Source organism: Cystobacter fuscus (assembly GCF_002305875.1).
GTDB lineage: Bacteria > Myxococcota > Myxococcia > Myxococcales > Myxococcaceae > Cystobacter > Cystobacter fuscus_A.
Map to the genome: position 1 here is coordinate 9,864,450 of NZ_CP022098.1, position 14,809 is coordinate 9,879,258.

Sequence of the window (14,809 nt, forward strand, 5' to 3'; positions counted from 1 at the left end):
CGTCAGCCGGCCAGGAGATCACTCATGGAGACGAGGATGGTGCGCTCGCCCTGGAAGGAATTGCGGGAATGGGCCGTGAGCATGTTGTCGATGTAGAGCACATCGCCCCGCCGCCACGGGAAGGTCACGCCCACCGCGTCGTAGATGCCGGCGATCTCGCGGATGGTCTCCGGCTCGATCTCCGAACCATCGCCGTAATAGGTGTTGAAGGGCAGCTCGCGCGGATTGACGGCTGTGTGCAGGCTGGCGCGCAGCTCGGCGGGGATGCTGTGGAGGTTGAAGAAGTAGCCGTGGTTGAACCACACCTGCTCGCCGGTGCGCGGGTGGGTGCGGATGGCAGGCCGTACGCTCCGGGTGCGCAGGCACTCGCCCTCCCACTCGAAGGTCAACCCGTTGTCCGCACAATAGTGCTCCACCCGCGAGCGGTCCTCCGTCTGGAAGACGTCACGCCAGTGCAGGCCCAGGCCACCGCCGAGATAGCGCTCGTACATCACCCCGCGCTCCTCGAACCGGCGCCGGGTGTCCGGAGACAGGCGCCGCAGCACCTCGCGGCTGTCGGCGATGGGCGTCTCCCCGCCCACGGCCGCCGGCTGCATGCAGCCGAAGAAGAGCGCGCGGGGCCAGCGGCCCGAGTAGGCCAGCTCGTTGTGGAAGAGGATGCGCTGGTCGGCCGGGTGATCCGTGGAGGTGTACACCTTGTCCGTCACCTGCGAGCGCGGCGAGGAGCGCTCCACGTAGTCCAACAACTGACCGCCCGCGGCGTGCACCACCTGGTGGAAAGCCTGGGAGGTGTTCACCTCGAAGCCGCGAAAGAGCACGCCGCCGTGCTTCAGGAGCTGGTCGTCGACCAGCTCCTGGTGGCGCGCGAGCCACTCCCCCAGCACCACCCCCTCGTGCAGGGGCGTAGCCACCACGGGCAGGCCCGGCTCGCCGGCGAGGAAGGAGAAGCGCACGAGCTCGCCCGCCACGGGGATGGCCTGGGGTTTGATCGACCGCAGCTTGCTGAGTGAAGCCTTCATGCCTCTGTTCCTTTTTTCTGGCGGGTGATCGCGTGACTCATGCGATCGGCTTGCGCGCGCGCAAGGCCGACAGTACCGCGGACTGCCTGCGCTTGTTTCTGCCGCGCACGTGCGTGAGGACCTGCTGCTCCAGCGCCTCGAGCGTCTGCTCCGCCTCCGCCGCCGCGCACAGCTCCTCAAACAGCTCCGCGGCACCGCGCACGGTCGACTCGTCGTGGACCGCGGCGTTGTAGCAGAGGGACACCGAGAGGGTGTCGTTGAGCTCGATGTTGACGACCAGATCATACGTCTCGCGCGCGAAGTGCTCGGTACGGGTGATGTCCAGTCCCGCCTCGCGCCCCGTGGCCGTGATCTGGGCGCGGTCCAGGGGATAGTTCTCGAAGACGAGCGCGTGGGTGAGCAGCGTGTTACGCAGCGGCGTGAGCGCCTGCACCTCGGCCAGCGAGCAGTAGTGGTGCGGCTCGCTCGCGAGCGCGCGCGCCTGCTGGGCCTGGAGCACCTGGCGCAGCGAGGCCGAGCGGTCCATCCGCAGCCGGACCGGGATGGTGTTGATGAACAGGCCCACCATCTCCTCGACCCGGGGCAGCTGCGAGGGGCGTCCCAGGACGACGAGCCCGAAGGCGATGTCCTCGGTGGACGCGGAGTGGGAGAGCACCAGGCCCCAGAGCACCTGGAGCACGCCGCTCAGGGTGACGCGGCAGGCCGCCGCCAGCGTGCGCAGCCTGGCCCCCACCTCCGGCGGCAGCTCGAAGCCATGCTGCCGCTGCTCCCGCCCGGCCTGGGCCGGCTTGCGGTGGGCCAGTCCGACGGGCTTCTCGTAGCCCGCCAGGTAATCCTTCCAGTAGGCCAGCGACGCGGACCCGTCGCGCTCGAGCAGCCAGCGCACATAGGCCCCCGGCGAGGGAGAGCGCTCGATGGCGAGGGGCTCGCCCCGGTGCGCGGCGCCGTAGAAGCGCAGCAGGTCCTCCACGAGGCGGGCCAGGCACCACCCATCCAGGATGATGTGGTGGCACGTCATCACCAGCGCGCTCTGGCCGGGCGAGCGCCGGGCCAGCGTGAGGCGCATCAACGGATCGCGCGACAGCTCGAAGCCCCGCGCGCGCTCGCGCTCCCGCAGCGCCTCCAGCGCGGCGTCCTCCGGGGCGTCGACCACCTCCAGGGGCACGAGCGGCGAGCGGAGCACCACCTGGACGGGAGCCCCCGTCGACGGGGCGAAAAACCGGGTGCGCAGCGCCTCGTGACGATCCGCCAGCGCCCGCCCCGCGGTGGCCAGGGCCTGGACGTCCACCTCGCCCGCGAGATGGAGCGTGAACTGCTGGCCATTGCTGGCGGGGTCCAGCAGCGTCTCGAACAGCATGCCGGATTGCATGGGGGACAGGGCCCGGAGGGCCTCGATCTCCGCGGGCTCCAGCCCCGTGGTGCGGATCCACTCCTCGCCCGCGCGCCCGGTGAGCCCCGGGTGGTCCACCGTCCAGGGCTCGGGCGCCGCCACGGCCGGCGCGCGGTCATGCGCGCTCGGGGTGAGCTGTTCCTTCGCGGCCACCTCCTGCGAGCGCCCCTCGCCCTGGAGCGCCAGCAGTCCCGCGCAGGCCCCGAGCGACTCGGCGCGCATCACATCGCGCATCGACAGCGACACGCCTCGAGACGCCAGCCGGGCCGACAGCTGGATGGCCTTGATGGAGTCGCCGCCCAGATCGAGGAAGTTGTCCTCCGGACGCACGCGGGGAACCCGCAGCACCTCGGCGGCCAGCTCGAACAGCACACGACAGGTATCGTCCTCTACCGGCGCGGAGGCCGTGGGCGCCTCGGGCACTGGGACCAGGACCGGCGCCGGCAGGGCCTTGCGGTCCACCTTCCCGCTGACCGTCAGCGGCAGGGCCGGCAGGGCGACGATGCTCCAGGGCACCATGTACTCGGGCAGCTTCGTCTTGAGGAAGTCACGCACCTCCTCCGCCGTGGGCGGCTGCGCCCCCGGAGTCGGCATGACATAGGCCACCAACCGCTTGTCCCCTGGGGAGTCCTCGCGCATCAACACCACGGCCTGATGCACCTGGGGATGACGCTCCAGGGCGGCCTCGATCTCTCCCAGCTCGATGCGCAAGCCCCGCAGCTTCACCTGGAAGTCGATGCGGCCCAGGAACTCCAGTGAGCCATCGGCGCGGCGGCACACCCGGTCCCCCGTGCGATAGAGCCGCTCTCCCGGCGTAGCGCCGAACGGATCGGGCACGAAGCGCTCGGCCGTCAGTTCGGGGCGGCCCAGGTAGCCACGCGCCACGCCCTGGCCACCGATGAACAGCTCTCCCGGCACACCGGGCGGCACCAGGTTCAGGTACGCGTCGAGCACGTACAGTTGGGTGTTGGCGATGGGCGCGCCCAGGGACACGGAGCCCTCCATCCGGGCGGGCAGGGCCTGGGTGGAGGACCAGACGGTCGTCTCCGTGGGCCCGTACATGTTGAGCACCGAGGGCACGCGCTCGCGCAGGGCACGTGCCAGGTCCAGGGGCAGGGCCTCGCCCCCCACGAGCATCTGCCGGAGCGAGCGCAGGGCCTCGGCGCACGCGGGCTCCGACAGCAGGGCCCGCGCCAGGGTGGGCGTGCACTGCAAGTGGGTGACGGCGTGCTCGCGGATCGCCCGGGCCAGGCCCAGCAGCTCCCGGGGTTCCGGCTGCACCACCACGGTGAAGCCGCGCGCGAGGGTCCAGAGCAGTTCGAGGACGGAGATGTCGAAGGAGAGGGGGGTGACGGCGAGCCAGACGCCCCGCCCGGACAGGTCCAGGCACGCATCCATGCCCGTGAAGAAGTTGACCACGGTGCGGTGGGGCACCTGCACACCCTTGGGACGGCCGGTGGAGCCCGAGGTGAACATGACGTAGGCGAGGTTGTCCGCGCGCGTCAGGGACGTGAGCGCGCGACGAGGCCGCGCGCTCAGCGGCTCCAGTTCCAGGGGCACCACCTGGGCCGCGTGTCCGGTGGGAAGGCGCGGCATCAGCGCGGGCTGGCTCAGCAGCACGGTGATACGGGCATCCTCCAGCAACCACGCCAGACGCTCGTGAGGGAGGTGGGGATCCAGGGGCACGTAGGCGCCGCCGGCCTTGAGGATGGCGAGCAGTCCCACCACCATCTCGAGAGAGCGCTCGGAGTACAGGCCCACGCGCACTTCTGGACCCACCCCCAGCGAGCGCAGGTGCCAGGCGAGCTGATGGGCGCGCTCGTCCAGCTCCCGGTAGGTGAGCCGGGCGCCCTCCACGCCGAGCGCGGGCGCCTCGGGCGTGCGTGCCACCTGCGCCTCGATGAGGTCCGTCACCGTACACGTGGGGAGCGCCTCCACCGGCCCTCGCGACAGGCGCAGCAGCTCGGCGAGTTCCTGGGGTGAAGGGGCCGACAGCTTCGCGAGCGAGCACGTCGGATCCCGCGCGATCTCCTCCAACAGGTGCACGAAGCCGCGCGCCTGACGCTCGATGGTGGAGTGCTCGAACAGCCCGCGCTCGTACTCGAAGCGCAGGTGCAGTGTCCCCCGCTCCTCGACCACGTCCAGGCTGAAGTCGAAGAGCGACGTGGGCTTGGGGAGGAACAACTCGCGCAGTGACAGACCCGGCAGCTGGATGACCCGCTCTTCCGCGCGCTCATACGAGAACATCGTGTCGAACAGGGGGTTGGCACCGCGCTCCCCCATCGCCCCGAGCCGCCTCGCGAGCAGTTCGAAGGGAAAATCTTGATGCTCGTACGCCTCCAGGCACCGCCGCTTCACCTCGTCGAGGAAGTCCAGGAAGGACGTGCCGTTGCGCGGGTGGGTGCGCACCGGGAGCGAGTTGACGAACATTCCCACCGCCCCCTCGAAGCCGCCGCGCTGCCGTCCGGCGTGGGTCGTCCCCACCACGGTCTCACGCTGACCCGTCCACCGCTGCAGCAGCACCTTGTAGGCGGCCAGCAGCAGCATGTAGAGCGATGCGCCCCGCTCCTGGGCCCGCTGCCGGAGCACCGTCGAGGGATGGCTCAGGCGAAGCTCTCCCCCCCGGAAGGTGCGCTCGGGGGACCGGGGCGCATCCGTGGGGAGCGCCAGGCGCGGCAGCTCTCCGGACAGGCGCTCCACCCAATAGCGCTCCGAGGGCTCCGCCTGGGTGCGCAGGTACTCGCGCTCCCACGCCGCGTGCTCGCGGCTCTGCCGGGGCGCCTTGCTCAGCGGCTGGCCGAGGTAGAGCGCCACGAACTCCTGGAACAGGGTGTTGAGCGACTGTCCATCCACCACGGCGTGGTGGACGTCGAGCGCCAGCAGATGGCGGCCATCCGCGAGCTTGAGCAGACCCACGCGCAGCAGCGGCGCCACGCCCAGATCGAAGGGTCGCGCGAAGCGCTTCACCACCTCCGCCTCATCCGCGTACGACCCGCGCTCCAAGGCGAAGGGAACCGTGGCGTGCACGTGCTGGAGGAAGGTGCCGCTCGCGTCCACGCTGAAGCTGGTGCGCAGGCTCTCGTGGCGGGCCACGAGCGCGCGGAAGCTGGCCTCCGTGCGTGCCTCGTCGAGCTTGCCCTCCCACTGCAAGGCGCCAGAGAGGTGATAGGCCTGCTCACCCCCCTCGTACTGACTGAGCGTGTACATGCGCTGCTGCGCCGAGGACATGGGCGTGGAGACCACGGCTCCAGCGGCGGTGGTCTCGAGCGCCGGCAACTCCGGCTTGCCTCCGCCGGGAGTCGGGCCCTCGGGCTCGGGCGGACCGAAGCCCGCGGCCATCATCTCCTCGATGCACTCCACCACCGCCGCACGCACCTGGCGCAAGTCCTCGTCGGAGTGCTCGGTGGACAGGAAGCAGGTGCGGCCTTCCCAGACATAGATGCCCTTGCACAACAGCCGATAGAACAGCAGTTCCCAATCCCCCTTCACCTGGAAGCGGAAGAGCGAACCGAAGTGCACCAGCCGCACCGGAGCGCCCCGGCGGATGCAGTAGGCGTTGAGGTCCTCCACGAACTCGGCCGTGCGGCGGTTGAGCCGCTCCTGGAGGGCGGGGCCGTCCTGCCGCAGCCGTTTGAGCACCGCCAGCGCGGCGGCCATCGCCGCGGGGTGATGGCAGAAGGTGCCCGACACGAACGTGTTCTGCGCCTTGGGGTAGGAGTCGTCGCCGAAGTTCCAGTCCCCGCCATCCACCGCATCCATGAACCGGGAACTCCCCGCCACGATGCCAACGGGCATACCTCCGCCGATGATCTTCCCGTACGTCACCAGGTCCGCGCGCACCCCGAAGTGCGCCTGCGCTCCCCCGGGCTCGATGCGGAAGCCGGTGATCACCTCGTCGAAGATGAGCGCCGTGCCCGATTCCTGGGTGATACGCCGCAGCTCCTGGAGGAACTCGCGTGGCTGGAGTTCGGGCTTTCGGCTCTGCACGGGCTCGACGATCACGGCCGCCAGCTCGCCCGCGCAGGCGCGGATGTGCTTCAGCGACGAAGACGCGCCATAAGGCAGCACGATGACATCGCGCACCGTATTCTCGGTCGTTCCGGGCGACATGGGGACGGCCGGCGAGATCCCTCCCCCGGGCGAGGCCAGGACGCCATCGAAGGCGCCGTGGAACGAACCGCTGAAGAGCACCACCTTCGCGCGTCCCGTCGCGGTCCGGGCCAGCCGGAGCGCCACCATGACGGCCTCCGTGCCCGAGTTGTAGAAGGCGATGCGCTCGGCGCCCGTGAAGTCGCGCATGAGCTGCGCCACCTCACTGGGGGCGGGCGTCATGGGCCCCAGAGGAGCACCGGTGCCCAGTGCCTCGGTCACTGCCTCGCGGATGAAGGCGGGGTTGTGACCAAACAGGTAGATGCCAAAACCCATCGCCAGATCGATGAAGTTGTTGCCATCCACATCCCAGATATGGCTGCCCTGGGCGCGCTGAACCTGCAGGGGGTAGATGAACTCCTTCCACGCGGGCCGGAACCCCATGACGTAGCGATTGTTGGCCAGTAGCGCACGCGAGGACTGGGCCAGTTGCTTGGAGCCCGGCGTCAGGGCCGTGTAGTCCCGGATGAGCGTCTCGAAGAAGGCCTTCTGACGGCCGTCCATGCCTCCCGCCATCGCGGTGGTGTTGATGCGCCGGTAGGGCACGTACACCTCCGGCGTGGACGCGGGCGGAGGAGGACTCGCGGGTCTGGCGCTCACGGTGGGCTCGGGCGCAGGCGCAGGCGCGGGCACGGGCGTGGCGACCGGGGCCGTCGCAGTGGGGGTGGCCGCTCCCCCATGCACATGGCGCAACAGCGCCAGTTGCTGTTCCATGAACTGGAGTTGCTGGGACATCAGGCGCTCGATCGCACCGGCCGCGGGTGAGGCCATGGGCGTGAACGCCTGCGCGGGCACGGCCTGCGCGGGCATGGCCTGCGCGGGCACGGGAGCGGCAGCAACGGGGGTCTCGACCGGGGCGGCCTCCACGACGGGAGGCAGCGCCGACTCCACGTACGCCACCATGCCTTCGATGGTGGAAGCCGGCCCGTAGAAGGCGGTCATCTCGATGAGCACTCCGAAGCGCCGCTCCAGGTTCTGACGCACCTTGAAGAGCACCAGCGAGTCGAGTCCCATCTCGAAGACGTTGCGCGACACGTCCAGGTTTTCCACCTCGACGCCCGTCAAGTCGGCCACCGACTCCAGGATGACGGTGCGGATCTCTGCGCTCCGGGCCTTCACTCGCGGCTTCACCTCGTTCATCTGCACTCCTTCGCGGGGGACCGCCGCGCTGGGCTTCGCGCTCGCCGAGGAGCACCAGAAGGGTTGTCTGACAAAAGGATAGGTCGGAGCGTCCACCACGCGCCGGGAATAGGGCGCATCGAAGGCCCGCCAGTCGATCGCCGCTCCCTGGCGGTAGAGCGCTCCCAGGCTGGCGAGCAGCGAATCCCAGTCACTCTCCGTCGAGGAGAGCGAGTGCAGCCACGTGACCTGGGGATCCGGCACGCACTGGGGACCCAGGGCGGACAGGATGGGCGCGGGACCGAGCTCCAGGAAGGTGCGGGCCCCCAGCGCGAACACGGACTGGAGCGCCTCGTGGAAGCGCACGGGCTCCACGAGCTGCCTCCGCCAGTGCTCCACGTCCGGTGCCTCCTCCAGCCGACGGCCGGTGCGCGTCGAGATCAGCGGGAGGACCGCGGGCCGCGCCTGCAAGGAGGCCAGCTCCTGAACGAAGCTCCGCAGCATCGGCTCCATCAGCGGCGAGTGGAACGCATGTGACACCCCGAGCCGCCTGAAGCGGATTCCCCGCGCGCCCAGGGTCTCGAGCACGGTGTTCACATCCGCCTCCCGGCCGGAGAGCACCACACTGCCCGGGGCGTTCAGGGCCGCGAGGGCCACCGTGGCCGTGAACGGGGCGAGGGCCGCGCGCGCCGTCTGCTCATCCGTGAAGACCGAGGCCATGATTCCGCGCTCGGGCAGGGCGTTCATCAGCCGTGCCCGCACGGCCACCAGGCGCAGTGCATCCTCCAGGGACAGCGCGCCCGCCACGTGCGCCGCGGAGATCTCCCCCAGGCTGTGGCCCACCACCCACTTCGGCTCCAGCCCCCACGAGCGCCACAACCGCGCGAGCGCGATCTCCACGGCGACAATCGCGGGCTGGGCGCGAATCGTCTCGTCCAGCTCCGAGGCCTGAGCCGTCTGTCCATACAGGCTCGCCACCAGGGAGTGACCCGTGAGGGGATCGAGCAGCGCGGCGCACTCGTCCAACGCGGCGCGGAACACCGGGCTGGAGGAGTACAGCTCGCGCCCCATGAACAGGCGCTGCGAACCCTGGCCGGTGAAGAGCCACGCGCACCCTCTCTCGTGCTCGGGTGGAGCGAGGACCCCCGCGGGCCGTTGGACGAGCCGCTCCAGTTCCACGCGCAACCGCGCCGCGCTCGCCCCCACCACCGCCTGGCGACGGGGATGATGGACCCGCCCCGCGTTGGCCGTGTAGCACAGGTCCGCCACGTCGGCGTCGGTGGCCGTGGCGAGGTGCTCGGCGTAACGGGACGCGAGCGCGCGCACACCCTCCTCGGTGCGCGCGGAGAGCGTCAGCAGGTGCGCGGGACGCTCCGGCAGGGCCCGCTCCAGCCTCACGGGCGTGTACTCCTCCAGCACCACGTGGGCATTGGTGCCCGACAGGCCGAAGGCGCTGACCGCGCCCCGGCGGGGCCCCGCGCCGGCCTCCCAGGCGCCCGTCGCGCGCGGCACCACCACGCTCATCCGCTCCCAGGGAATGCGCGTGCTGGGGGTGCGCAGGTGCAGATGGCCCGGAATGCGCTGGCGCTCCAGGGACAGCGCCACCTTGCACAGGCCCGCCACGCCCGCGGCGCTCTCCAGGTGCCCGATGTTCGTCTTGACGGAGCCCACCCGGAGCGGAGCCTGGGGCGAGCGCCCTTCCCCATAGACTCGATGGACCGCCCACAGCTCCTGAGGATCTCCGAGCCTCGTCCCGGTGCCATGGGCCTCGAGGTACGAGACGGAGGCGGGCTCCACTCCCGCGTCACGCAGCGCCGCGCGCAGCACGGCCTCCTGGGCCATGCCGTTGGGCACCGTCAGGCCACTGCTGCGTCCGTCGTGGTTGACGGCGGTGCCGCGGATCACCGCGATCACCCGGTCCCCGTCCCGCTCGGCGTCACTCAAGCGCTTGAGCACCACCACGCCCGCGCCCTCGCCCCGGCAGTAGCCATCGGCCGACTCATCGAAGGTCTTGCACCGGCCGTCCGGCGCGAGCGCCTGCAACTGCGACAGCCCCACGAAGGGCCGCGGGGAAAGCAACAGATTGACGCCACCGGCGAGGGCCAGGTCGGACTCCCCGCGCCGCAGGCTCTGGGCCGCCAGGTGCACCGCGACCAGGGAAGAGGAGCACGCGGTGTCCACCGCCAGGCTCGGCCCCCGCAGGCCCAGCGTATAGGACAATCTTCCCGCGGCGGTGCTCAGCAGCGTCCCCGTCAGCGAGTACGGCGTGAGGGCTTCCTCGGAGGAGGTGGACAGGGTGCCGTAATCGCTCCCAGACACACCCACGAAGACGCCCGTCGCGCTCCCGTCCAGGCCTCGCGCGGGGATGCCCGAGTGCTCCAGGGCCTCCCACGACACTTCCAACAACAGACGCTGCTGGGGATCCAACGCCTCCGCCTCGCGGGGCATCAGCCCGAAGAACTCCGCGTCGAAGCCCTTCACCTCCCGCAGGAAGGCGCCCCGCCGGGTGTAGCTCTTTCCCGGCATGGGCTCGGCGTGGAAGTAGGCGTCCGCGTCCCAGCGCTCCGCGGGGATGTCCCCCGAGGCATCATGGCCCCGCTCCAGCAGGCTCCAGAAGCGCTCGGGGCTGTCACCTCCCCCGGGGAAGCGGCAGCCCATTCCAACGATCGCGATGGGCTCGTCCTCCGGAGCGCTCGCGCGGGCGGCCGGCGACTCCGGGGCGGGCACCGGCACGGACGCCGGTGTCGCGAGCTCGGCCACCATCGCGTCCGTGAGCGTGCTCAACGTGGGGTGATCGAACAGGAGCGACACGGGCAACTGCCGCCCACACAGCGCTCCCAGGCGTGCCGACAACGCCACGGCCCGAGCGGAGCCAAAGCCGTACTGTCCCAACGGCCGGTGCTCGTCATCGATGGGGACACCGCCGATCGACTCGGCCTCCTGGCGCACCATCGCGAGCACGGTGGCGCGCCCCTGGGCCGCGACGGCCTGCTTGAGCCCCTTGGCCTCGCGGGCCGCCGCCTCGGCGTCGAGCGCCGCCAGCCGGGTCACGACCTCGTCGAACCCGCCCTCCGCATAGCGTTTGGCCAGGGCGAAGCGCTGCACCTTCCCACTGGTGGTCTTTGGAATGCGGATGACGGGCAGCACCGCGTCCAACGCGAGCCCCAGCCGCTGCAGCACATGGCGGTGCAGCCGCCGGGCCACGGGCGCGAACGTCTCGAGCGGGCGCTTGAACACCACGAAGGCCAGCACGCGCTCCACGCCCTGGCGATGATCATGCAGGCCGGCCACCGCGATGTGCGCGGACGAGCCCACCCCCTCGACCTCTCCCCCCACCCGCTCCACGTCGTGGGGATAGAAGTTGAGTCCACCCGCGAAGAGGATGTCCTTGGCGCGGCCGGTGATCACCAGGCGCCCCTCGTCCAGGAAGCCGAGATCTCCCGTGTCGAGCCAGCCCTCGCGCCCCACGGCCCGCTGGGTGGCCTCGGGCGCGTTGTAATAGCCCGCCGTGACGTTGGGGCCCTGGATCTGCACCCGGCCCACGGTACGCTCGGGCAGGGGGTGGAAGGCCTCGTCCGCGATCCGCACGCGTGTATGGCTTACCGGGCGGCCCGCCTCCACCAGCTCGATGGCCTGCGCGTCCTCCGGACCACAGTCGCGGATGGTCTCGCCTACCCCGAGGAAGCGCCGATCCACGAACCGGGCGGGAAACACCTCGTCCAGCTCCGTATAGCTCACGGCCAGGGTGGCCTCGGCAAGGCCATATCCTGGCAGCATCGCCTCGCGGCGCAGGCCATGGCGCTCCATCGCATCGAGGAACTGTCGGCACAACCGCGCGGAGATGGGCTCGGCGCCATTCTGGATGATGCGGACACACGACAGATCCCAATGCTTGACGGCCTCGGAATCATAGTGAGACAGCAGATGCTGATAGCCGAAGTTGGGCGAGGCGAGGATGGTGGCCCGGTGCGCGTGGGCGCTCTCCAACCACAGTGAAGGATGGCGCGCGAAGCGTTGCGTGGGCAACTGGTATTGCGACACGCCCGCCACCAGGGGCGTGAAATGAAAGCCAATGACTCCAAAGTCATGCGTCAACGGCATCCACCCGAGGAAGCGGTCTTCGGGCCCGATGCGCAGGGTGGAGATCATGTCCGTGGTGTTCACGATCGCCGCCCGGTGCGTCACCATGACGCCCTTGGGCTCTCCCGTGGACCCCGAGGAAAACTGGATGAGCGCGAGGTCCTCCGGCGCCGCCTCGTGCTCCCGGCCGGGCTCGGCATGGGCCCGGGCCTGCTCAAACAGCAGCACGCGGCGCTCGAGGACGTCCACCACCGCCTCCAATCCCTGCGCCCGCCCGAAGGTCACCAGTCCCGCGGCACCCACCGCGTCCAGACACAGCAGATGCGGCCGGTGCAACACTGGCCAGACCTTGAACACCTTGAGGCGATGCTCGTCCGCCCCCCCCGCCGCCAGCGGCACCGGGATGAGTCCGCCTAGAATGCAGGCCCACAGCGCGGTGACGAAGTCCTGGTTGAGCTCCAATTGGAGCACCACCTCGTCCCCTCGCGCTACCCCTCGTGCCTGCAGGAAACCCAGCACGCGCAACGCCTCGGCGTGTAGTTGCGCATAGCTTTGAACCCCATCCTTTGGAGGACGCTCCAGGTAGTGAATCCCTCGTCCCCCTGGACCGGCGAGGCGCAGAGCCTCTGTCAGCGTTGCTGGCACCATCGAAGTCATGTATCCCGAAAGACGTTGAACGGGAAGTCCCCCCAACTGCTCAGGTGAGCAGATCTTCCGCAGACGAATCGAAGAGCACCATGGGAGGACCTCCGGGGGAAAAGACCCCGGAGCCATTCCGGGGTCGGGCTTCGTTTTCAGTGAGTGGAGGCAGCGATCGAGGGCACGGAGAGAGCGTCCGTCTGGGGCTTCAGGTCGGGGTAGAGCACCGCCGCCACCTGCTCGGGCACCGGCGCGACGTTGTTGCCGCTCAGGGCCGTCCGGTTGCTCAGCACCACCACCGTCAGGTCCTTCTCGGGCAGGTACTGGATGGTGTTGTCGAACCCGAAGATCTCACCCCGGTGGCCGATGAAGCCATACTTGTTCTGCTTGAAGATGGCCAGTCCCGCCTCGACCGTGGGATCGCAGTGGGTCGAAGCCGGCTCACAGCTGGGGTCCGCCAGCGGCCTCCGGGGCTCGGCGATCGTGAACAGACCCTGTGCGCTCGGTGCGGCCTGGCGCCGGACCTCGCCCGCCATGGACTCGCTCTTCGGGCCCGCCTCGGCCTCGGATGACGTCGTCTTGCAGGTGGACGTGAAGGTCTGCTGTTCCTTGCGGATCTTCTCGCTCAGCAGCTCTCCCTTGAGCTCGGCATTGATCCACGTCAGCAGGTCCTTGGCCGTGGAGATGATGGCCCCCGCCGACGAGGCGTTGGTCATGTTCTGCTGGGTGATGTCGATGTCCTCGTTCTGGCACGGGGGCGTGAGCGCGGAGCACGCGCTGGTGCCCGTGTTCGTATTCAGATAGAAATTGTAGAAGTTGACGTAGCCGTGATTGGTCGAGCCCAGGCTGGTGTCGTCGTCGGCGGGGACGCGGCTGTTCTCCATGTGCAACCGGGTGAAGAACCGCTGCTCGATCACCTTCTGCCATTCGTTCTGGGCGAAGCCATCCACCTTGGCGGCGATCATCCCGAGCAGGATGAAGTTCGTGTTCGAGTAGATGAACTCGGTGCCGGGTGGCACCACGAGGTTGCACTGGATGTCATGGGCGCGCAGGTCCTGTGTCATCTTCAGCAGTTGATCCGGCACTATCCATTGATGGGTCGGATCGGTATAGACCGTCAGGCTCCAGGTGTAGTCGGTGGTGAAGCTCTCGATGCCACTCATGTGCTGCATCATCTGGCGGATGGTGATCTGATTGCCATCGATGTTGGGGATGACCCCCGGCAACCACTTCTCCAGGGTGTCATCCAGGCCGAGCTTGCCCTCGTCCACCTGCTGGAGGATCGCCGTGCCCACGAAGTTCTTGGTGATGCTGCCGACCCGGAACTTCTGGTCGATCGTCATCGGCAGGGTCTTCTGCTCGTCCTGGAAGCCGGTGGTGAAGAACATCGGCTCGCTGTTGCCCATCTGCACCGCCATGACCATTCCCGGCGATTTCTGGGAGGCGGCCGCCTGCTCCAGCACGGCCTGGAGCTTGGCGCGCACCTCGTCCTGCTCATCGGCCGGCGTGACACAGCTTCCGAGCAACAACAACGTGGGAAGCCAGACCTTGGGGAGGAATGCTTTCATGAGGAGGTATCCTGTGTGAGGGGAACAGCTACTGCGTGCGATGCAACAAGGAACGGGCGCTCTCGGCGAGCTGCCCCACCAATCCGCGGGCTGTCTGGCGGGGATGGCGCAGGTAGGCCGAGACGGGTGTGCTCCACCAGTAGTTGATGGACAGGTTCTCCCCGATGCCGAACACCCCATGCCACCAGAAGACGGGGATGAACAGCATCTCACCCGGCTCGAGGACGAGCTCCATCCGGGCCGCTTTCTGGAACTCCGGGTAGCGGGCGTGGTCCGGCTCCACCATGTTGACCTGACTGATGTGCAGGGAGCGCTGGTGGAAGGCGAACGGGTAGAGGCGGCGGATCTCCTCGGGGTGGAACAGGACCACCCGCTTGCGACCCCGGACCTGGGTCAGGAAGTTGTGCATGCTGTCGTAGTGCAACGGAGAGACATTGCTCCCCGGCCCGAACCACATGTTCGTGGAGGTGGACAACCTCCGGTCGAAGTACTCGGGAAAGCACACATCGCTCCAGAGCTCCGGGAGTTCCTTCTCGATGGAGATGATCGCGGCGTACAGACGCCCGTCCGAGATCTGCTGGGAGGAGATCAGATCGATGTATTCGGCCAGGGTCATGACCGAGGGGTCGAGGATCTGATTGGCCCCCTTGAAGTGGATGCCCCGGTGCGCCATCGAGATGCGCAGCGAGCGCGTCCCCGCCCGCTCGCGCAGGTATTCATTCGACCAGCGGTTGAGCGCGGGCCAGTTGTCCATGGCCCCGGTGATGATCACCGGCTTCTGGGGCCGCAGGAAGCGCTCCTCGAACTCGGCCCGGGTGGGGCGACGAAGTCTCTCGATGGACATG

General features: G+C 69.1%; 4 protein-coding genes. All 4 read right to left on the bottom strand.

Annotated elements, in window-relative coordinates; translation table 11 throughout:
• Positions 1-2: 2 nt before the first annotated feature.
• From CYFUS_RS39905 to CYFUS_RS39920, 4 genes are read right to left on the bottom strand one after another with little or no spacing between them, the layout of a single operon-like run.
• A complete protein-coding gene (locus CYFUS_RS39905; RefSeq protein ID WP_095989965.1) occupies positions 3-1,019 on the bottom strand; it encodes a TauD/TfdA family dioxygenase in 1,017 nt (338 codons plus the stop codon).
• A gap of 37 nt (positions 1,020-1,056) precedes the next feature.
• Positions 1,057-12,531, bottom strand: a complete 11,475-nt coding sequence (locus CYFUS_RS39910; protein WP_095989966.1) for a hybrid non-ribosomal peptide synthetase/type I polyketide synthase — start codon at positions 12,529-12,531, stop codon at positions 1,057-1,059.
• A 20-nt stretch (positions 12,532-12,551) separates the two neighbouring features.
• Positions 12,552-13,964 (bottom strand): serine hydrolase domain-containing protein, encoded by a 1,413-nt coding sequence (locus CYFUS_RS39915; protein ID WP_157758927.1) that lies wholly within the window; start codon positions 13,962-13,964, stop codon positions 12,552-12,554.
• A 28-nt stretch (positions 13,965-13,992) separates the two neighbouring features.
• The gene (locus CYFUS_RS39920) at positions 13,993-14,808 is read right to left on the bottom strand and encodes a cupin-like domain-containing protein (RefSeq protein ID WP_095989968.1); all 816 of its coding nucleotides are present in this window, start codon (positions 14,806-14,808) and stop codon (positions 13,993-13,995) included.
• Position 14,809: the final 1 nt, after the last annotated feature.